This window comes from Actinokineospora inagensis DSM 44258 (assembly GCF_000482865.1).
GTDB lineage: Bacteria > Actinomycetota > Actinomycetes > Mycobacteriales > Pseudonocardiaceae > Actinokineospora > Actinokineospora inagensis.
On sequence record NZ_AXWW01000050.1, the window covers coordinates 45968 to 66361 of the forward strand.

The 20394-nt window shown below is 71.6% G+C and carries 16 protein-coding genes; 8 read left to right on the forward strand and 8 right to left on the reverse strand.

The features are described 5' to 3' along the window. Nucleotides 1–24 precede the first annotated feature (24 nt). From H504_RS0119110 to H504_RS0119125, 4 genes are all read right to left on the reverse strand, one after another. Nucleotides 25–1149 (reverse strand): J domain-containing protein, encoded by a 1125-nt coding sequence (locus H504_RS0119110; protein WP_245614357.1) that lies wholly within the window; start codon nt 1147–1149, stop codon nt 25–27. After that, on the reverse strand, nt 1146–2276 hold the full coding sequence (locus tag H504_RS40245) for a nucleoside 2-deoxyribosyltransferase domain-containing protein (protein WP_026424085.1): 1131 nt from the start codon (nt 2274–2276) through the stop codon (nt 1146–1148). Before H504_RS40245 ends, H504_RS0119110 begins: the two co-directional genes overlap by 4 nt. Further along, nucleotides 2276–3157 (reverse strand): ABC transporter permease, encoded by an 882-nt coding sequence (locus H504_RS0119120; RefSeq protein ID WP_051386034.1) that lies wholly within the window; start codon nt 3155–3157, stop codon nt 2276–2278. Before H504_RS0119120 ends, H504_RS40245 begins: the two co-directional genes overlap by 1 nt. Nucleotides 3158–3255: 98 nt before the next feature. Beyond that, on the reverse strand, nt 3256–6108 hold the full coding sequence (locus H504_RS0119125; protein WP_026424087.1) for an alpha/beta fold hydrolase: 2853 nt from the start codon (nt 6106–6108) through the stop codon (nt 3256–3258). A 391-nt stretch (nt 6109–6499) separates the two neighbouring features. Between H504_RS0119125 and H504_RS0119130 the strand changes: the two genes are divergently transcribed. Beyond that, nucleotides 6500–7579: a TerC family protein gene (locus H504_RS0119130; RefSeq protein ID WP_026424088.1), complete on the forward strand. Its 1080-nt coding sequence runs from the start codon at nt 6500–6502 to the stop codon at nt 7577–7579. A gap of 142 nt (nt 7580–7721) precedes the next feature. Continuing rightward, nucleotides 7722–9656, forward strand: coding sequence for a S9 family peptidase (locus H504_RS0119135; protein ID WP_026424089.1), 1935 nt, complete (start codon nt 7722–7724; stop codon nt 9654–9656). Between the two features lie 115 nt (nt 9657–9771). On the opposite strand, the gene H504_RS0119140 is transcribed toward H504_RS0119135, so the two are convergent. Beyond that, a complete protein-coding gene (locus H504_RS0119140) occupies nt 9772–10425 on the reverse strand; it encodes an RES family NAD+ phosphorylase (RefSeq protein ID WP_026424090.1) in 654 nt (217 codons plus the stop codon). Between the two features lie 16 nt (nt 10426–10441). Then, nucleotides 10442–11026, reverse strand: a complete 585-nt coding sequence (locus tag H504_RS0119145; RefSeq protein ID WP_026424091.1) for a hypothetical protein — start codon at nt 11024–11026, stop codon at nt 10442–10444. Nucleotides 11027–11261: 235 nt separating this feature from the next. Here H504_RS0119145 and H504_RS35930 point away from each other — a divergent pair, with 235 nt between their 5' ends. After that, nucleotides 11262–13121, forward strand: coding sequence for a beta-propeller domain-containing protein (locus H504_RS35930; protein ID WP_169735422.1), 1860 nt, complete (start codon nt 11262–11264; stop codon nt 13119–13121). On the opposite strand, the gene H504_RS35935 is transcribed toward H504_RS35930, so the two are convergent. Further along, nucleotides 13114–14358, reverse strand: a complete 1245-nt coding sequence (locus H504_RS35935; protein ID WP_051386035.1) for a nitric oxide synthase oxygenase — start codon at nt 14356–14358, stop codon at nt 13114–13116. The genes H504_RS35930 and H504_RS35935 overlap by 8 nt on opposite strands. 346 nt (nt 14359–14704) lie before the next feature. Beyond that, nucleotides 14705–15106, reverse strand: coding sequence for an SSI family serine proteinase inhibitor (locus tag H504_RS0119160; RefSeq protein ID WP_026424092.1), 402 nt, complete (start codon nt 15104–15106; stop codon nt 14705–14707). Between the two features lie 279 nt (nt 15107–15385). On the opposite strand from H504_RS0119160, the gene H504_RS0119165 reads away from it, so the two are divergent. The 5 genes from H504_RS0119165 to H504_RS40250 form a co-directional block, all read left to right on the forward strand. Further along, nucleotides 15386–16420, forward strand: coding sequence for a transposase domain-containing protein (locus tag H504_RS0119165; RefSeq protein WP_026424093.1), 1035 nt, complete (start codon nt 15386–15388; stop codon nt 16418–16420). A 161-nt stretch (nt 16421–16581) separates the two neighbouring features. Beyond that, nucleotides 16582–17634, forward strand: a complete 1053-nt coding sequence (locus H504_RS0119170; RefSeq protein ID WP_035304918.1) for a Gfo/Idh/MocA family oxidoreductase — start codon at nt 16582–16584, stop codon at nt 17632–17634. A 97-nt stretch (nt 17635–17731) separates the two neighbouring features. After that, a complete protein-coding gene (locus tag H504_RS35940; RefSeq protein ID WP_084467883.1) occupies nt 17732–19084 on the forward strand; it encodes an MFS transporter in 1353 nt (450 codons plus the stop codon). Nucleotides 19085–19194: 110 nt separating this feature from the next. Next, nucleotides 19195–19767 (forward strand): hypothetical protein, encoded by a 573-nt coding sequence (locus tag H504_RS35945; protein ID WP_245614358.1) that lies wholly within the window; start codon nt 19195–19197, stop codon nt 19765–19767. Then, nucleotides 19700–20394: recombinase family protein (locus H504_RS40250; protein ID WP_157440513.1), on the forward strand; the 695-nt coding region annotated here is incomplete at its 3' end. The genes H504_RS35945 and H504_RS40250, both read left to right, overlap by 68 nt.

Below are 20394 nucleotides of genomic sequence, written 5' to 3' on the forward strand. Positions count from 1 at the left end.
CGGGGTTGGTTCAGGCGCGGTGGTTCAGGCGGCCGGTTCGCGGACCACCTGGGCGCGGACGGCCCGTAGGACGTGGTGGTCGACGGTCGCGCAGTCGGCCGCCAGCCAGGTGCCGACCTCCTCGACGAACGAGCCCGGTGTCATCAGCGAGACGCCCCGACCGGCGGCGGGGTCGGTGGTCACCTCGCCGGAACGGCTGGGGTAGACCAACACGACGCCGCGGACCTGCACGCCCGGCAGGTGCTCCCCGAACGCCGCCACCGCGGTGGACAGCTCCGTCGACCCGCCCCGGAACGCGTGGTCGTTGCGCCACAGCGACCCGTCGTCGTCGATCTCGTAGTGCCCGGGTAGCCACAGCTTCGACTCGACCAGCACGAGCCGGTGCCCGCACAGCACGGCGTGCTCGACGTCGGCGAACACCGACCCCGGTGTGGACAGCCCGTGGAACACCCGCGCCCCCGGCAGCCGACCCAGGTAGGTGACCAGCATGTCCGCGGTCAGCCGCTCACCCACCGGTTCGACGTCGGCGACGCCGAACACCGTGCGCTCGCCGAATTCCGCCAGCGCCGCCCGCTGCGCCTTCACCGCCGCCGCGTACAACCGCCCGAGCCGTGCCGCGACCGCGATCGCCGCCGCGATCAACCCCAGCCAGCTCACCAGCAGCACCGGCGGCAGCCACTCCGGCAGCAGCAACGGCACGGCCAAGACGACCGCGGCCACGCCGATCCCGATGGCGGGCGCGTGCCCGGGGGTTCGCACGTACCCGATGCGCGGCTGGTGTTTCGTCAAGTGCCACCACGGCAACGACGTGGGTGGCACGTCGCAGCCCTCCGGGATGTACGCGGGCTCGTCGCGGTACATCCGCCGCTTGGGCCGGGGCGCGGGCGGCGGTGGCTTGGGCTCGGCGATGCCCGAGTCGTACTCGGCGCGCCGCCGGGGGTCGGACAGCGTCTCGTAGGCGGACTTCAACAGCCGGAACGTGCCCGCCGTGCCACCCGCGTCGGGGTGCATGACCTTGGCCAGCGCCCGGAACGCCGACTTGATGTCCGCGGCACCGGCGTCCCGCCGCACCCCGAGCAACTCGTAGTAGTCGACCTCGTCCAGCCTGCTCGCCTCCCTCGCGCCGGACAACGGTAGCGGAGCGATCACGGTGCGCGGAGCAGCACCTCGGCCACCGCGCCGACAGTGGTCCAATCGGCGCAGTCGGACGAAACCAGGTCCCGGACGCGCAAGACGACCGGGTGCGTGATCTCCGAGCCGTCCACAACCGGCGCGGCACAACGCAAGGAGTCCATTTCCGCGGCGGTCAACTCGACGGAGAACACCGCCTGCTGGTGCGTGCTCATCGTGGCCGCGAGTTGCCGCGACGAGTGCGCCACCAACCGGTCCGGTGGGATCGCCAGCCCCGTTTCCTCGCCGAACTCAAGCGCGGCAAGGGAAATCGGTTCGACGACGTCGGGATGCGATCCGCTGGGCAACTCCAGCACGAACCCGGTTCGCGCCGAAGGGCGGAATTCCCGGACGAGCACAACCTCGGTGTCCCACGGGGTTTCCCCGGGCAGATAGGCGACGACGGCGGCCAGATCGGGCCGGGACAGCACTATGTCGCCGGCCTTGACCCGGTTCTCGGCCGCGACCCACATCCACACCCGCAGCGCCCAGAACACAATCGGTCCGGTCACCGGGAAAACCCACACCTGCCGCGCGTCGTCGAGCCGGTTCTCGCCCTGTGACGACAACCACCGCCGGAATCCTGGTGTCCGCCACACCCGCAACGGTACGAACCGTTCCCCACCGCGCCGCGAAGCACCTTCGCCCAGCGCGTCGAGAGCGAGTCCGATGGTGCCGGACAGCGTGTCCGCCAACGGAATCCCGACATCGCCCGCGTAAGCGCGCTGGTAGCGCACACTTGGCGCGTCCGGCGGGGTCCCCAGCACGGCCCGCCCGGAGTCCTTCCACCGCCCGAACTCGTCATTGGTGGTGAGCGCGGGCATGACGGCGCTGCGCGGAATCCAGAACAGGACGACATCCGCGCGGTCACCCCAGCGCAATTCCCACGTCCGCTGGTGCGCGTAGTCCGGCCACACCCCGGTCGCGGGTTCCGGCACGAATACGACCAGAACACCGGGACCCGACCACCGCGCCTCGATCTCCGCCAACGCCGCGGGACGCCACGAGGGCACGTCGGGGGAACGCGGGGTCGGCCCCGCCAGGAACACGCTCGCCGACCATTCCGCTGGCGGGTCTTCACCCGCGTGAACCACGAAAACCGTCACTAGCTTGTGATGTCCTTGGTGCGGAACCGGCGGGCGGCCAACAGCCCGAAGATCGCCGCGTAGGTCAGTGCGGAGAACGCGCCGCGGGTCATGTCGGACCAGTCGATGTCGGTGGAGATCAGGTCGGACCAGGCGAACGAGAAATGCGTCGGCAGGTAGTCGCGCGCGTTACCGAGGGCGGTGATCTGGTCGAGGATCTGCGACAGGATCGCCACCAGCACGGTGCCGCCGACCGCGCCGAGCGGCGCGTCGGTCGTCACGGACAGGAAGATCGCCAACCCGGCCACCCACAGCAGGTTCACCACGATGTAGACGACGGCGAACACCATGGCCAGCAACGAGTCCGAGAAGGTGATCGCGTCACCGGTCGGGCTCACCGCCTCGCCCGCACCGTAGAAGACCACCCCGACCAGCAGCGCCACCGCGGGCAGCAGGACGAGGGCGAACACCGACAGCAGACCGGACGTCAGCGCCTTCTGCCGCAGCAGCCGCCCGCGCGGGATCGGCATCGCCAGCAGGTACTTCAGGCTCGACCACGACGCCTCCGAGGCGATCGTGTCGCCGAAGAACAGCGCCACGATCATCGGCAGCAGGAAGCTCCCGGCCGCGAACAGCACGAACACCACGAAGTTCGGCGCGCTCGCCGTCGCCAGGTCGACGAACCCGCCGGACCGCTGGTTGTTTCCGTTCTTCCCGAACTCGAACGCCGCCCACAGGATGAACGGCAGCAGCACCAGGAACCCGAGCAGCAACTGGGTTCGCCGCCGCCGCAACTGCCGGGCCAACTCGACCCGCAGCGGCAGCGTCCGCCCCTGCCGGAACCCGTTGACCGACCCGTCCGCGCCGGAACCCACGTGCTCGTGCGACGCCGCGTCCACCATCTCGTCGATGGCCGCCGGATCGGTGTGCACCGTGCTCACGTTCTCGGTGCCGACGGTCGCGGGCACCGAGACCTTGGCCTTCACCTCGCCGTTCTCGCTCACGCCGACGGCTCCTCTCCGACCAGTTGCAGGAACGCGTCTTCCAGGCGCCGCCGCGGCCCCGCCTGCTCCACCGCCACCCCGGCCCGCACCAGCGTGGCCAGCGCCGCCGACCGGGGTAGCCCGTCCAGGTCCGCGTGCACGAGGTCGCCCTCGACCGTGACCGCCTGAACGCCGGTGACCCCGTGCAGCGCCGCCGCGGCCGCCGTCGGGTCGTCGACCCGGAAGGTGGCCTCGCCGCCGCCCGCCACGATGTCCTCGACCGCGCCCGCCGCGACCAGCCTGCCCTTGTGCATGACCACCACGTGGTCGCAGGCCTGCTCGACCTCGGCCAGCAGGTGGCTGGACACCACCACCGTGCGCCCGGTCGCGGCGTACCGGCGCAGCACCTCGCGCATCTGGTGGATCTGCGGCGGGTCGAGGCCGTTGGTCGGCTCGTCGAGCACCATCAGGTCCGGGAAGCCGAGCATGGCCTGCGCGATGGCCAGCCGCTGGCGCATGCCCTGGCTGTACGTGCGCACCTTCCGGTCGACCGCCGCGCCGAGGCCCGCGATCTCCAGCGCCTCGTCGAAGTGCGCCCGCTCCGCCGGTCGGCCGGTCGCCGCCCAGTACAGGTCCAGGTTCGCCCGGCCGGACAGGTGCGGCAGGAACCCGGCGCCCTCAACGAACGACCCGATCCGGGAGAGCACCGGGGCGCCCGCGCGGACCCGGTGCCCGAACACCCGGATGGTGCCGCCGGTCGGCCGGATCAGGCCCATCAGCATCCGCAGCGTGGTCGTCTTGCCCGCGCCGTTCGGGCCGAGCAGCCCGAGCACCTGCCCCGGCTCCACCCGGAACGACAGCGAGTTCACCGCCTTCAACCCGCCCGGGTACGACTTCGACAGGTCCTCGATCACCAGCGGCACGTCCGCCAGGTCCGGGTCGACGTCGTCCTCGCGGCGGCGCCGCAGCACACCCCAGACGACCGCGGCCAGCACCAGGACCAGCACGACCGCGATCCCGATCAGCGGGGTGGCGGGCGGCGCGGTGCTCGACCGGGTACCCGGCACCACCGGGACCGCCAGTTCACCGCCGGGGGCCAGGGAGATCTTGTACGCGGCGGACGCGGTCTGCGCCGCGTACGCCTGGTCCGTGGTCGAGATCGCCAGCTCGATCCGGTGGTCGGCCTCGATCGGGCGCACGATCCCGGGCAGCGACACCGCCACCTCGACCGGCGACCCGTCCGCGGGCAGCGGGGGAGTGCGCAGCGCGGACACCGCCGACCCCGGCAGCGTCCGCGACCCGTCCGAGCCGACGTCGTACAGCTTCGCGAACAGCACCGCCCCGTCCGGGGCGCCGCCCGTCGCGCTCGACACCTTGAGCTGGACGGTGCTCGCGCCCGCGATCAGCAACTGCGATGTCATCGGCTCGCTGCGGAACCGCGCCACCTGCCCCGGCAGGTCGATCGCGACCCGGCCGGAGAGCCGCGACGAGCCGCCGAGCACCGAGCCGAGCCCAGGCATGCTGGAGATCGCGCCCGGGTTGCCGCCCGGCGGGTTCACCACCGTCTGCTCGCGCCCTGACACGGGGATCTCGCGCCGCTGCGCCGCCTGGCCACCGCCGAGCCCCGGGTACGCGCCCGCGCTGACCGTCCGCACCGACGGGGCGCCCTGGGCCCTGAGCGCTCCCTGCACCGCGTACTCGAAGCCGGTGCCCGGGTCGGTGCCCTTGCCGCGCAGGTGGAAGTCGAACCAGTCGGCGATCTCCCCGCGCAGTTCCGGGCCCGGGTTGCCGCCGTCGTGGCCGCCGGTGTACCAGACGACCTTGACCTTGCCGCCCGCCGCGCTGACCTGCCGCGCCGTGGCGTCCGCCTGGTCGAGCCCGAACAGGGTGTCCTGCTCGCCCTGCACCAGCATGGTCGGCTGGGTGATCTTGCTGGTGACCGACGCCGGGGAGACCCGGCTGAGCAGGTCGGTGGTCGCCTCGTCGGCCTTGCCGGTGGTCGCGACCTGCGCGTACGCCCGGCACACCGCCGGGGTGAACCGGCCGCACGGGTCGGCGGTGGCCTGCTGCCGCGCCCCCTCGCCCGCCGACGGGGTGTCCGGCACGGACACGGTCCCACTCGTCGACCCGGCGCTGTCGTCCTGCGTGCCCGCCTCGGCCGCGTCGCCGGTCGGGTTGGCCAGCCCGGCCGCCCCCATGCCCGCCGCGAAGAAGATGCCCGCCCAGGAGCGCTTGAAGACGCCGTTGGCGCTGTACGGGTTCGCGGCGGCCGTACCGGCGGCTTGGCCCGCGGAGTTCGGGATGAGCGCCTGGCCGAGGTCGTTGTAGGTGATCACCGGGGCCAGCGCGTCGACCCGCTTGTCCAGCCCGGCCAGCAGCAGCGACAGCGAACCGCCGTAGGAACCGCCGGTCACGCCCACCCTGGGGTCGCCGGGGCCGTCCTCGGTCACCTCGGCCTGGGTGGCCAGCCAGTCGACCAGTCCCCGCGCGTCGTTGACCTCGTAGTCCGGGTCGTTGAGCCCGATCTGCCCCTCGCTGCGGCCGAACCCGCGCGCCGACCAGGCGAGCGCGACGAACCCGCGCTGGGCCAGTTCGCGCGCGTCGGCGTCGACGCTTTGTTTGCTGCCGCCGAACCCGTGCGCGACCAGCACAGCCGGGGCGGGCGTCGTCTTGGGCAGGTACAGCGTCGTGTCGAGTCGGATCGGCTGGTCCCGGTCGGGTCCGCTCTGGACCGTCAGGAACGCCTCACGGGTGGTGACCGGCTCGGGCGCGCTGCCGGAGTTCAACCAGACGACACCGGCGGCCGCCAACACGACGACCACCGCCGCGACCAGGATCTGCCGGGGCTTCGGCCGGGGGATGGAGGGCACGTGCCGAACCTATCCGCCGAATCCTGAGAGTGCTCTTTGTGTTCCCCCGCGGGCCGCGCCCCCGTCCAGCGGATGGATCTTGGGCGGTGGTCGCCCCGGCACTGTCCGCGATCAACGCAGGTGGGCGGGTGATCACGCGGGTTCCGGACCGCGCCCGGCAGGCCGTTTGTGATCCAGCCAACCGGGGAAACCCCCGGGTCGGGTGGTGCGCAGCGGCGAAACAGGGAAGAATCGGACATCGAGAAGTGTGTCGGAGGGGAGTATTCCTTCGCGCCGGTGTCGTCAGCACGGACCCCAGGGTCCCGGGACCGGCGGCCGTGATCGGGTCATCCGGAGGCGGCGGAAGAGACCTCCGGTTGTCGGCGTGTGTCCGTAACCGGAGGTTTGTCCCATGGTTGTCCCCGTCTGGGCGTGGTTCGCCACGATCGGTGGCCTGCTCGTGCTCCTGGCCGTCGACCTGTTCATCGTGGATCGGCACCCGCACGAGGTGACGGTGGGCGAGGCGGGCCGCTGGGTCGCCTTCTACATCGCCTGCGCCGCCCTGTTCGGCGGTGTCATCTGGGCCTTCGCGGGCGGCGCGCACGCCGGTGAGTTCTTCGCCGGGTACATCACCGAGTACTCGTTGTCGGTGGACAACTTGTTCGTCTTCCTCATCATCATGTCCGCGTTCAAGGTGCCGGTGATACACCAGCACAAGGTGCTGTTGATCGGCATCCTGCTGGCCATGGTCATGCGCGGCGGGTTCATCGCCGTCGGCGCGGTCGCGATCGCGAAGTTCAGTTGGGTCTTCTACCTCTTCGGCGCGTTCCTGATCTACACGGCGTGGAACCTGTCCCGGCAGGGCCTCGGCGGCAGCGGTGACGACGACGATGACTACCACGAGAACGCGCTCACCCGGCTGGCCCGCAAGGTCCTCCCGGTGACCGAGAGCTACGACGGCGCGAACTCGTTCGTCAAGCGCGGCGGCAAGCTGTTCGTCACCCCGATGTTCATCGTGATGATCGCCATCGGCACCGCGGACCTGCTGTTCGCTGTGGACTCCATCCCGGCCATCTTCGGCCTCACCAAGCACCCCTTCCTGGTCTTCGCCGCCAACGCGTTCGCCCTGATGGGGCTGCGCCAGCTCTACTTCCTGCTCGGCGGTCTGCTGCGCAGGCTGGTCTACCTCTCGGCCGGTCTCGCGGTCATCCTCGCGTTCATCGGCGTGAAGCTGGTGCTGGAGGCGTTGCACGACAACTCGCTGCCGTTCCTCAACGGCGGCGAGCCGATCGGGGTGCCGGTGCCGGACATCCTCGTGTCGCTGGCGGTCATCGTGGGCGTGCTGGCCATCACCACGGTGGCCAGCCTGCTCAAGTCCAAGCGGGACGAAGCGCGGGCGATCGCGGCGGGAACCGCCGAATCCACGGCGACTGATTCCCCCGCCCGGGAATCCGCGACCGAATCGGGTGAACCGGTGGAACACCGGCACTGAGCGGAACCCCGACAGTCCGGCTTGGCGGTCGGCCGGTCCACCCGGAAAAGCGGTCCAAACCCATGCACAACCGCTTTTCTGTGGACGAGTGGGAATAATCGAGGGGTCCTGGGGATTACGGAAACTCGGGTACGGTCATCGCGTGCGCCCAGAGGACATCGAACTGATGGCGACGCCCGGCGCGCCCGCGTTGCGCGGGGACCTGCTCCTGGTCGGTCTCGCCACCCCGGACTTGGCGGGGAACGCCTACACCGGCGCCCTGCACCGGGTCGGTCTTGGCGGCGGCGATGTTCGGGCCTTCAGCCACGGGTTCCGCGACCAGGCCCCCGCGCTGTCCCCGGACGGCCGCCAAGTCGCGTTCCTCCGGTCCACTGACGCTGCTTCGCCCGCGCGGCTGTTCGTGATGCCGGTCGACGGCGGCGAGCCGCGCGAGGTGGCCGCGCCGCCGCTCGGCGCGGACGCGCCGGTGTGGGCACCGGACTCGCGGCGGATCGCTTTCGTGGCGCGGGTTGCCGAGCCGGGCCGCTACGGCGTGCCCACCGCGGACGGCGACACCCCGGGCCCGGCGGCCGAGGCGCCCCGGGTGATCACCCGGCTGGAGTACCGGCTGGACGGCGTCGGGTTCCTGCACGACCGTCCACCCCAACTGTTCACAGTGGACACCGAGCGGGCGGGCGCGCGGCCGCGACGGCTCACCACCGGCCTCGGTGAACCGGCGCACCCGGTGTGGGCGCCGTCCGGCGAGCACGTGCTGGTACGCGCCAAGCGCGACTGGGGCGAGCGGGAATCGCTGAACACCGACCTCTACGCGATCCCGGTCGACGGCGGTGAGCCCGTTCTGGTCGCGCGCAGCGAGGGCACGGTCGAGCGGCCGGTCGTGCTGACCGACGGCACGGTCGCCTACCTCGGTGAGGCGTTCGACGGGGTCGGTGCCGTCGCGTGCACCATGGGACTGTGGACAGTCCCCTTGGCACTCGACGCGGGCCCGGCCACCCCGCGCAGGCTGACCGACCCGGAGACCGTCGACATCGAGCCGAGCTCCGGCGCGGCGGTCCAGACCACCTCGGGGCTGCTGGTCGCCGTGCGCAACCGCGGCGCGGTCGAGCTGCGCCGGGTCCCGCCCACCGCCGACCGGGCGACCCTGACCGAGCTGGCGGTGGTCGCGGGCGAGCAGGCCGTGGTGCGCGGGTTCGCCGCCGACGGCGACCGGGTGGTCTGCACGGTGTCCACCTGGGACACCGCGGGTGAGGTCGTGCTGGTCGAGAACGACACGAGCCGCAGGCTGACCGACTTCTCCGCCGGGCTGCGCGGCCGGGTGCGCCAGCCGGTCGAGATCAAGGCCGTCGCCCCCGACGGCTACGCCACCCACGGCTGGATCGTGCTGCCCGAGGGCGACGGCCCGCACCCGGTCCTGCTGATGGTGCACGGCGGCCCGTTCGCGTACTACCACTGGGGCGTGTTCGACGAGGCCCAGGTCTGCGCCGCCGCGGGCTACGCCGTGGTGCTGGGCAACCCGCGCGGTTCGGCCGGGTACGGCCAGGCGCACGGCCGCGCGATCCTGCGCGCCATGGGCACCGTCGACGTCGACGACGTGCTGTCCGTCCTGGACGCCGCCCTGGAGCGCCCGGACGTCGACGCCACCAGGGTCGGGGTCATGGGCGGGTCCTACGGCGGCTGGATGACCGGCTGGCTGGCCGCGCACCACGGCGGGCGGTTCCGCGCCGCGTGGAGCGAGCGCGCGGTCAACGCCTGGGACTCCTTCGTCGGCAGTTCCGACATCGGCTGGTGGTTCGCCGACGCCTACCTCGGTCCCGACCCGGCCGACCACCTCGCGAGCAGCCCGCTCGCGCACGCGCACCGGATCACCGTCCCGTTCGCCGTCGTCCACTCCGAGACCGACTGGCGCTGCCCGGTCGAGCAGGCCCAGCGGATGTACGTGGCGCTGCGCCGCGGCGGGGTCGACGCCGAACTCATCCTCTTCCCGGGCGAGGGCCACGAGCTGACCCGGTCCGGTAAGCCCCGCCACCGCGAGCAACGTTTCCGCGAGGTATTGCGGTGGTGGTCACGGCACCTGTGAGACAGGTGCGGCCCGGGGTTGGCGTAGGACCACGGGCCGTTCGCAGCCGGTGGGCGAGGGCGTTCGCCCACCGGCTGCGAACCGTGTGCTTTCCGGTTTCCCACTCGGATCGGACTCAGAGCAGGGTGTAGTTGAGCTCCTCGCACACCCTGGCCAGCGGCAGGTCCAGACCGGGGTAGTCCAGTGGCAGCAGCACGTCCGGGGTGCGCGGCAGCGCGCCGCTGCCCGGCGGGTCCCACAGGCACACCGCCGGTTCCCCACTGTCCATTGAGGACCGGTACCAGACCCCGTCGAGCTCGGGGTGCGCCTGCCGGATGGCCCGCGCCCAGGCCTGCGTGATCGCCTTGCTGCCGCTGGAGATCTCCTGCGACGCGCCCGCCCTGGTCGGCCACAACCCGCACAGGTCGAGCAGCCGCAGTGTGCGGCGCGGCCGGAACACCACCATGTGCGGCTTGCGGGTGGTGCGGTCGACCACGGACGTCTGCTGGTACACCTCGGCGATGCTGGTGCGCACGCTCAGTCCGAAGTAGAGCACGCCGTGGCCGGGCGCGGTCGCCGGGCCGCCCTCGGGGCCCAGCGGCTGCGGGTCGAACCGGGCATGCGGCAGCGGACCGGTGTAGCGGAACGAGTTCCACCGCTGCCGGTGCGCGCCCGCCGCGGCGAACACGCGGACCAGGTGGGTGCCGGTGTGCAGCGCGACGACGTCCTCGTCCACGCGCAACAGCGTCTTCATCTCGGCGGGTGCGGGCGGCTGGGGGAGCCGGGACATCGTGGGACGTTGACCCTCAGGCCGGGGTGCCCAGCACCGCCGCCAGCGCCGCCACCCTGGCGGGCGAGCCGCCCGCGAGCAGCCACTGCCGCGGCGTCGCAGGTTGGTCGTCGACCCGCAGGTCCGGCTGCGGGCTGGTCATGAACGCGGCCACCACCAGCGGCGGCTGGTCGTCCGGCACCGCGGCCAGCACGGCCTCCAGGCCGGGCAGCACCCCGGACGGGGCGAACTGCCAGGCGGGCAGCCGCCAGCCGCCGCGGTCCTTCCAGCCCGCCAGCCTGCCCGCGGCGAGCCGGTGCCGGATGCGGCTCGTGTCCACGCCGACCGCCTCGGCGGCGTCGGCCACGGTGAGCGCCGAGTCGCGCAGCACCGCCTGGGCGGCCACCGCGCGCGCCCGCGAGTCCACCTCGTCGGTGCGGCGCGGGGTCAGGTCGAGTCCCACGTCGGTCAGCGCGTCGCGCTGGTCGGGGGAGAAGTAGTCGGCCGGGTCCGGGTTCGCCGGGGAGAGCCTGCGGGCCGCCTCCGCCACCAGTTCGAGGAACTCGACCGGGTTGACCCGGAGACCCGCCTTCGCCAGCACGTGCTCCAACGCGACCGTCATACACCCAGGGTAGCCCGAATGTGCGGGTTCGTGCGCCTTTGTGGGAGAACTCACCTAGATCGACACGCACCGCACACGGTCAAACACCGACGGTTGTCCCACTGTAGCGGGTCCGCGCCCTGTCGGGAACGATGCCGGGTGGGGAAGTGGGGGCGGGCGGTGGGAGGAATACGCCCAGTGCAACGGGGCGGCTTGGTTGGTACGTCATCCGGGTATGAGAGGTCCGTGGATCACAGTGGGGGCCGTTGTGCTCGCCGGGGCGTGCGTGACCGGCGGGGTCATCTGGGCGAATGGGCCTGATGAGCGTGTCCAGGCGACCGTCGAGCCCGGTGTCGCGGTGCGGGACAGCCAGGTGCGGCTGGTCGGGTACCGCTCGTGCGAGGAGGTTGAGCGGGATCTCAAGTCGGCGGCGCTGAGCCAGGTCACCGAGTGGGGCCTGGGCAACCCGCCGATGCCGAGGGGGCAGATCGCGCCCGCGGAGGCCGCGCCCGCCGAACAGCGGCAACGGTCGGTGGGTGACCACTCGACGACCAACAACCACGAGGCGGCCGCCGACGAGCCGGACCTGGTGAAGAACGACGGCGCCCGGATCGTCACGGCGAGCGGGCCGATGCTGCACGTCGTCGACACGGCCACCCGCAAGCTCGTGTCGACCCTGGCCCTGCCCGGGGACGCGACCGGTCTGCTGCTCGACGGCGACCACGCTCTCGTCACCGTCCCGCGCTCGGATGCCGTGGACCTCTCCCAGGGCACCGGCATGACCACCACGTTCGTCCTGGTCGACCTCAGGGGCGGCGCCCGGATCGCGGGCCGGTTGACCGTGGACGGGAACTTCCTGGACGCCCGGCAGGTCGGTTCGGTGGCCCGGCTGGTGGTCCGCTCCCAGCCCCGGCTGGACTTCCCGGCCGAGCGGTCGCCGACCCGCAACCGGGAGATCGTCAAGCAGGCCCCACTGGCGAACTGGCTGCCGCGCACCACCCTGGACGTCGACGGTCACCGGTCCACCGGCCAGGTCGACTGCACGGACGTCAGCAGGCCCACCGAGTACACCGGCACCTCGCTGCTCACCGTGTACACCGTCGACCTGCGCGCGGCCCTCGGACAGGGTGCCCCGATGTCGATCGCGGCCGACGGGGACACCGTCTACGGCACCGGCACCAGCCTGTACGTCGCCGACGACCGCCGATCGCGACTGGTGTTGCCGCCCGCCGACCCGGCCACGCCCGCCATGCCCCGACCTGAGACGCCCCAACCCGACATGCCCCGGACCGGTCCCGTCCGCCAAGGTCCCCCGGACCGGCCGATCAGCACCGACATCCACCAGTTCGACATCTCGGGCGCGGGCAAGCCGGTGTACGTCGCGTCCGGTTCGGTGCCGGGCAACCTGGTCAACCAGTACGCGCTGTCCGAGGACCGCGGGAACCTGCGCGTCGCCACGACCACCGACCAGTCGAGCGCGGTGACCGTCCTCGCGCGCAAGGACAAGCAGTTGACGCCGATCGGCTCGGTCGGTGGCCTCGGCAAGGGCGAGAAGATCCAGTCCGTCCGCTACCTCGGCGACACCGCGTACGTGGTCACCTTCCGCCGCACCGACCCGCTCTACACCGTGGACCTGGCCGACCCGGTCCACCCGCGCGTCACCGGCGAGCTCAAGATCACCGGCTACTCCGCGTACCTGCACCCGCTGACCACCGGCCGCCTCCTCGGGGTCGGTCAGGAGGCCACCGAGCGCGGCAACGCCACCGGCCCCCAGGTGTCCCTGTTCGACGTGTCCACGGCTCCGGCTCGTCGGCTCGCCCAGCACCAACTCCCGGGCGGCGGCTACTCCGAGGTCGAGTTCGACGCCCACGCCTTCCTCTACTGGCCGGACAAGAACCTCGTCGCCGTCCCACTGGAGACCTCGACCAGTTCCGTCCTGCTGCTGCGCGTCGACGGCGACAAGCTCACCGAGGTCGCCACCCTGCGCCTGCCGGGGGACGGGCGGGTCAACCGCACCCTGGTGGCGGGCGGCGCCCTGTGGACCGTGTCGGACGCCGGGGTCGCCGCGGTCGACATGGACAGCGCGGCCCAGATCGCCTGGGTGCCGTTCAGGTGATCGGATCGCCCACCCGGTAGCGGGAGCCGCGCAGGTAGGACCACAGGGGCGGGCCGATCTCCACCCGGGCGGGCAGCGGCGGAGGGGTGCCGTACAGGGCGGCGCGGGTGGCGCTCTCGTCCGCGATGTACTCCGGGCGCAGGTGGTCGGTGTCGTAGTAGCGGTGGAAGACCGGCGTCTGCGAGCCGGACATCGGCGGCACGATCCAGGACCAGTCGGCCGGGCAGGGGCGGCCCGCGCCCGCTTCCTTGTCCAGGTGCTTGATGAACCGCGCGGTCTCGGTGTGGTGGTCGCTGATCGTCACGCCCGCCGCGTCGAACGAGTGCAGCACGGCGATGTTCAGCTCCACCAGCGCCCGGTCCCGCCACAGGGTGGACTCGCGGGAGGTGTCCAGGCCGAGGCGCTCGGCGATGGCGGGCAGCAGGTCGTAGCGGTCGTGGTCGGCGAGGTTGCGGGCGCCGATCTCGGTGCCCAGGTACCAGCCGTTGAACGGGGCGGCCGGGTAGTCGACGCCGCCGACCCGCAGCCGCATCGAGCTGATGGCGGGCACGGCGTGCCAGCGCAGGCCGAGGTCGGCGAACCAGGCGTGCTCGGGGTGGCGCAGCGGCACCTCGGCGACCGCGTCGGCCGGGACGGGGAACATCCGCGCGTAGCCGTCCGAGCCGGAGACCACCAGGGGCAGCACGTCGAAGTCCGACCGCGGCTGGGGCGGGCGCCAGCCCATCGCGGTGACGGCGGCGGTGAACGCGGCGTAGCGCGGGTCGCCCGCTGGACCGCCGTCGCCGGTGTGACCGGCGTAGCGGACCAACTGCTCGTTCCAGATCCGCGGCCCCGGCCTGCCCGGCGCGTCGGGGGCGAACACGGTGATCATCGGGCGGATCCGGCCGCCGTTGGTGGCCAGCCGCAGGTGCTGGAAGCACTGCCGGGCCACCTCGGCCGGTGAGTGCACGGCGCGCAGGTCGCGCACCCGCATGCTCCGCCAGTACAGCCTGCCGACGCAGCGGGCGCTGTTGCGCCAGGCCACCCTGGCCCCGTGCGCCAGTTCGGCGCTGGTGTGCCGGTAGCTACCGGTCAGCTCGATCTCGGCCCGCACCCAGGCGATTCGCGGCGCGGCCGGGCCCGCCCCGGGGTGCTCGGCGTGGAACAGCTCCAGGAACTCCACCGCCTCGTCCGGGTCGGCCAGGGCGCTGGGCCCCGGTCGGGAGCAGGTGGGCGGGCGCCACGTCTCACCGGTCACCCGCGAGAACCTACCGGCCCGGTCGGGTGACATCGGCAACTCTCACTCGATCGGGTCACGAGGGAAAGCCGTAAGGCAGAATGAGTGGTCCGGCGGCGCGGCCGCAATGCGTTCCGTGCTCGGCGCGCGCCGCCGAACCCACGGCGGCAAGGCCATTCGGAGGAGCTGCGTGGTGACCGTCACGTCGCCCGAATACCACAACTCTCCGAAACTGCAATTCCGTCAATGTCATTCGATCTCGTGCCACCCGATGAGGTGAATGATGACGGTAAGTGGGCCTGGCCGTGAACTACTCGTCGGTTGCCCCGCATTACCGGGCCGGGTGCGCGCGGTCCGGCGGGCGGACTCAGATGCCGAACACGACCCCGGTCGCCGCCCGCAGTTCGCAGGCGTTGCCGAAGGTGTGCGCGTAGTGCACGACCCGGCGACCCCACAGGCCCGCCGCGCTAACCTGGACCGGGTCGTAGATCATCACGCAGGCCACCCCCTGGTTCACGTTCAACTTGTCGAACCGGCCGTCCACCTGCGAAAGTTGTGCGCAGGCGAGCGTCGCGGAGGGGTGCGTGCCGCCGTTGGGCGAGCACTGGAGCACGGCGAGTCTGGGTAGGTCACCCGCGTGGTCGACGGTCAGCACGAACCCGGCGCGGACCGGCGCGATCCCCGATTCCGCCGCTTCGGCGGTCGTTGCCGGAACCACGGCGGCCAACGCCACGCAGGCGGCCGCGAGGGCGAGGGACTTTGCGGACATGTCGGATCACTCCTTCTCGGCGGGCCGCATTGACCCGCCGAATGGGGGTAGGGAAAACGCCACCCGGCCCGAGGACGACGAACCGGGCGATTCCGAGGGTAGGTCTTCCGGAAATGTCTCGCGGTCCGGGGCCTCTGGCGCTCCACCCGGCCCCGATGCTATTCATGTCGCCGCACTCGTCGACAAGATCGACTGGGCGTTACTTCCTTAAGTTGGCTCGGGTGAGGGGTCCTTTCTGTGGGCGGAATTACACGTGCGGCGAAGGCGTCGCGGGACCGTTTGTCCGACCGGGTCGCCATCGGGATGCTGCTCAAGGCGTTCCCGCCGGAAGAGGTCGACGCCGCCATCGACGCGGCAGGCGCGCGGGAACAGCGCTCGCGCGCGCTGCCCGCCCGCACAATGGTCTACTTCACCCTCGCCTTATGGCTGTTCGGCGGAGCGGGCTACGACGCGGTGCTCGCCCGGCTCACCGCGGGCATGCGGTGGGCGGGCGTCGCCACCGGGACCCGCTCGGCGCCGAGCACCGGATCGATCACCAAGGCGCGCAAGCGGCTGGGCCCCGAGGTGATGCGCAGGCTGTTCCTGCGCCGCGCCGCCGCCGACCGGGCCGAGGCGGCCCGCTGGCGCGGCATGCGGGTGTGCACCCTGGACGCCGGGGTCGTCGACATCCCGGACACCGCGGCCAACCTCGCCGCCTACGCCAACTCGAAAGTGCGGGTTTCCGTGCTGGCGGGCCACGACACCGGCTCGCTGCTCGACGTCGCCGTCGGCCAACCGCGCGAGGACCTCGGCGCCGACGTGCTGGACACGATCAGCGCCGGGACCCTCGTCGTGGCGCACCGCGCGGGCGGCGACCACGGCTTCTGGAAGGCCGCCGCCGACCGGGGCGCCGACCTGCTCTGGCGCGCCCGCGCGCCCATCGCGCTGCCCCGGCTGCACGTCCTGCCGGACGGCTCGTTCCTGTCCCGGCTGCTCGCCGACGGCGACCCGGTCGCCGACTCGCTGGCGGTCCGGGTGCTGCAGGCGCCGGACGCGGTATTGGTCACCACCCTGCTCGACCCCGACCAGGCGCCCGCCGCGGAACTGGCCGCCCTGCACCGCACCCGCTGGCGGTTCGAGGCGCTGTTCGAGTCGCTGGAGGCGGGCCCGGTCGCGCTGCGCTCGCAGGACCCGCACGGCGTCGCCCAGGAGCTGTGGGCGATGCTCTGCGTGTACCAAGCGGTGCACCCGTGGCGCCGTAAGGAAGCGGCCCTGCGTGGCCCGCTCCCCGGACACCCGGGCTTCGGTCTGCCCGCTCGCCGGACGATGGGCTGATTTCCGTACCCGATTCCTCCCGCCACCCGCCCCCTCTTCCCCGCCCGGCATCGTCCCCGGCTCGGCAGCGTCTGGTCCCGGTGTGGTTCCTGGCTTGGTGTGGGTCTGGTCGGGTTGGCAAGCTGGGCCTGAGCCTGGTGAGCTGGGAGGAGCGGCATTTGATGTCCGACGCACGAGTGGTCTTGATCGGGTACGGCCTGGCGGGCAGTGCCTTCCACGCGCCGTTCATCGCCGCCGCGCCTGGTCTGGGCCTCGCCGCCGTGGTCACCGGGAACCCGGAGCGCGTGGCCGAGGTGGGCAGGCGCTACCCGGACGCCGAGGTGATCACCTCCGCCGATCAGGTGTTCTCGCGTGCCGATGAGTTCGACCTCGTTGTGGTGGCCTCGCCGAACCGGTACCACTTCGGGCAGGCGCGCGCCGCGCTGACCAGCGGGTTGTCCGTGGTCGTCGACAAGCCCGCCGCCGCGACCGGTGCCGAGGTCCGCACGTTGATCCAAACCGCCGAGCAGGCGGGTCGGGTGTTCACCACCTTCCAGAACCGCCGCTGGGACGGCGACTTCCGCACCGTCTGCGCGCTGCTCGACGCGGGCAGGCTGGGCGCCGTCACCCGGTTCGAGTCCCGGTTCGAGCGGGCCGCGGGGGCGCGGAAGTCCGGCTGGAAGGGCAGTGCCGACCCGGCCGACCTCGCCGACATCCGCTACGACCTGGGCACCCACCTCGTCGACCAGGCCGTCCTGCTGTTCGGTCGCCCGGAGACCGTCTTCGCCGAGACCCAGGCGACCCGACCCGGCGCCGCCGTCGCCGAGGACGCCACGATCCAGTTGACCCACCCCGGTGGCGTGCGGTCCTACCTGCGGATGAGCAAGGCGTCCGCCCCGGTCGGGCCGAGGTTCGCGCTGGCCGGGCCGGAGATCGGCTACCGCTGCTGGGGCCTCGACCCGCAGGAGGCGGCATCCCGGGCCGGTCGCCTGCCGACCGATCCCGGGTTCGGCGCCTACCCGGCGTCCCGGTGGGGCGAACTGCTGACCCCGGCCGGGACCGAGCGCGTCCGCACTCTCGACGGCGACTACCTGGGCTTCTACACCGAATTGGCGGCCTGTCTGCGCGGCGCCGGGCCGGTCCCGGTGCCGCCGGAGCAGACCGTGGACGTCGCCGACACGATCGAGGCGTCTTTTCGCTCGACCGGGCTGGGCGTACCGGTGAGATTGGACTAACCGTGCGTGTTGGCCCGGAACGGGGTAGGACGATGGGGTGACTGACCCCGATCCCCGGCGTTGGCGAGTGCTCGCGGTGACCCAGGCCGCTGGGTTCATGAGCCTGCTCGACGTCAGCATCGTCAACGTGGCCCTGCCGTCCATCCGCGCCGACCTCGGCGCCGGACCCGGCGGCATCCAGTGGGTGGTCTCCGGCTACGCGCTGACCTTCGGGTTGTCCCTGGTCGCGGGCGGCCGCCTCGGCGACGCGCTGGGCAGGCGGCGGATGTTCCTGATCGCGCTCACCGGTTTCGTCCTCACCAGCGCGCTGGCCGGGATCGCGCCGTCGCTGCTCTGGCTGGTCGTCGCCCGGCTGCTGCAGGGCCTGACCGGCGGCCTGCTCACCCCGCAGAACTCCGGCCTGATCCAGGACCTGTTCCACGGCCCCGAACGCGGCCGGGCGTTCGGCGTGCTCGGCGCGACCATCGGCGTCTCCACCGCCGTCGGCCCGATCGTGGGCGGCCTGATCCTCGCGGCCGCGGGCGGCCCGGCGGGTTGGCGGTGGGTGTTCTTCGTGAACCTGCCCATCGGCGTCGTCGCACTCGCCCTGGCCCTGCGGCTGGTGCCCAGACTCGACGCCCGCGGCCGCGCCGACATCGACGTGGTTGGCGCGTTGCTGCTCGGCGCCGCCGTGCTCGGCGTGCTGTTCCCGTTGGTGCAGGTGGACAACGGGGGATTGGCGCACCTGTGGTGGCTGTTCCCGATCGCGGTCGTCATCGGGTGGTCGTTCCTGCGCTGGGAACACCGGGTGGTGCGCCTCGGTCGGGCGCCGCTGCTGGACACCCGGCTGTTCACCGAGACCCCGGGCTACCGCGCGGGCGCGGGGATCGGGCTGGCGTACTTCTGCGGGTTCTCCGGGGTCTGGTTGGTGTTCGCGGTGTTCTTCCAGAGCGGCCTCGGGTACACGCCCCTGGAGTCGGGCCTGGCGGTGACCCCGTTCGCCATCGGCGGCGCCGTCGCCGCCGCGGTCGCCGGTCCGCTCGTGGCCCGGTGGGGTCGGTTGATCACAGTGCTCGGCCTCGGCACCGTCGGCATCGGTTTCGCCGTCGTCGCACTGGTGCTGCTGGCCGAACCCGCCCACGCGGTCGGATTGTGGATCGCGGCACCAATGGCCCTCGCAGGCATCGGCGGCGGCGCGGTCATCTCACCCAACACGACCCTGACGCTGTCGGAGGTGCCGAACCAGTTGGCGGGAGTCGCGGGCGGAGTCCTCCAAACAGGACAACGCATCGGCACCGCCATCGGCACCGCGACCCTGGCCGCCGTCTACCAAGCGGTGCTCGGCGGGAGCGGGCACTACCCGCTCGCCATCGCCACCGCCCTGTTCGCCGCGGTCGCCATCATCGCGGTCGCCTTCGCCCTCGCCGTGCGCGACTGGCGGGCGGACCGCGCCCCCGTACCGGCGGGTTGACCTACGACGGCAAGTGGGAAAATTTCCGTACAACCACTGGGTTATCCGGTTCGCCGCGGCTACGCTACCCGCTTGGAAGTGGATCATCACCCCTCGGCGAAAGGTCCCCCATGCGCGCCGTCCTCCGGTTCGCCGCCGTCCTGGCCGCGACCGCCACCACCACCCTGCTCGCCGTCACCACCGCCGACGCCGCGGTCACCAAGCTGACCCAGTCCCAGGCGACCGCCCGGTTACGCTCGTCCGGCATCACCTGGTCGTCCAGCGGCAACTGCAGCGACCGCGCCAACTCCACCTGCACGTCGTTCGACCAGGTCAACCTGAGCACCATCCAGGGCGCGCAGACACTGAAAGGCGCCTCCGGCTGCGCGCTGAACATCACCGGCGGCACCGAGGTCGGCCACGCCAGCGGCACCTACAGCCACTACAACGGCTACAAACTCGACTTCGCGCTGAACACCTGCCTCACCAATTACGTGAAGAACACCTTCACCCCCATCGGCGGCGACCAGTGGCGCTCCGGCAGCGGCAACATCTACTACCTCGAAGGCAACCACTTCCTCATGCTGAAACTGCATACCATGCAACCGTGGTCCAAGATGGACATCTGGAGCGCGGGTGGAGCAGTTCGAGGGAGTCGCTATGCAACGGTGCGTCCGGTACTACCGGAAGTCCTCTGGGGATGACTTCGCCACGCAAGAGATGCGTTGTGAGCAGTATGAAGCGCGAATGGGGCTATCGCTAGACAAGTCGTTGGGGGATTCCGGAATATATCAGGACGCGAACATCTCGGGTGGCCGAGATGACCGCGAAGGGTATAACGCGCTTCTGGCTGATATCATTACCGGGAAGCTCAAGGGTTGCCATTTGATTGTTCGCGACCAAGAACGGCTGACTCGGGGCGAGTCTTCGCGATTCGAGGAGATCGCGTACAACGCCGAGAAGTCTGGTGTTCGCATCTTCGACGCGACGACCGGTCGCGAAATCAAGGACGATTTGACGTCCGGCGTGTTGGCCGTTATCGCTAGGCAGGACAGGAAGCGCATAGCTGTCCTGATCGGCAACAACAAGGAACTTCGCGCCCTTCAGGGTGAAACGCCGAGGTCGAGCAATCGCCGTTTTGGCTACGCGCATCACTATGCCTACATCGAGTGGGAAGAGGCAAAGGCATGGCGCCGGGCAAGGAGATGGCTGTGTGCCGGTTGGTCTCTTGGGCGCATTGTGCGTGAATTGAGGGAACGTGGAATCGCGACGACGACCGGTGGGGCGCAGCTTGATGTCGGTCGTTTGAAGCGACTCCTTGGAGATTACAC

What these genes read in the sequence shown, in the direction of transcription:
- H504_RS0119120 (WP_051386034.1), bottom strand. Translation starts at nt 3,157, where the DNA reads ATGGTGGACGCGGCGTCGCACGAGCACGTGGGTTCCGGCGCGGACGGG.
- H504_RS0119170 (WP_035304918.1), top strand. Translation starts at nt 16,582, where the DNA reads ATGTCCGACGCACGAGTGGTCTTGATCGGGTACGGCCTGGCGGGCAGT.
- H504_RS0119130 (WP_026424088.1), top strand. Translation starts at nt 6,500, where the DNA reads ATGGTTGTCCCCGTCTGGGCGTGGTTCGCCACGATCGGTGGCCTGCTC.
- H504_RS0119145 (WP_026424091.1), bottom strand. Translation starts at nt 11,026, where the DNA reads ATGACGGTCGCGTTGGAGCACGTGCTGGCGAAGGCGGGTCTCCGGGTC.
- H504_RS35940 (WP_084467883.1), top strand. Translation starts at nt 17,732, where the DNA reads ATGAGCCTGCTCGACGTCAGCATCGTCAACGTGGCCCTGCCGTCCATC.
- H504_RS0119140 (WP_026424090.1), bottom strand. Translation starts at nt 10,425, where the DNA reads ATGTCCCGGCTCCCCCAGCCGCCCGCACCCGCCGAGATGAAGACGCTG.
- H504_RS0119160 (WP_026424092.1), bottom strand. Translation starts at nt 15,106, where the DNA reads ATGTCCGCAAAGTCCCTCGCCCTCGCGGCCGCCTGCGTGGCGTTGGCC.
- H504_RS35945 (WP_245614358.1), top strand. Translation starts at nt 19,195, where the DNA reads ATGCGCGCCGTCCTCCGGTTCGCCGCCGTCCTGGCCGCGACCGCCACC.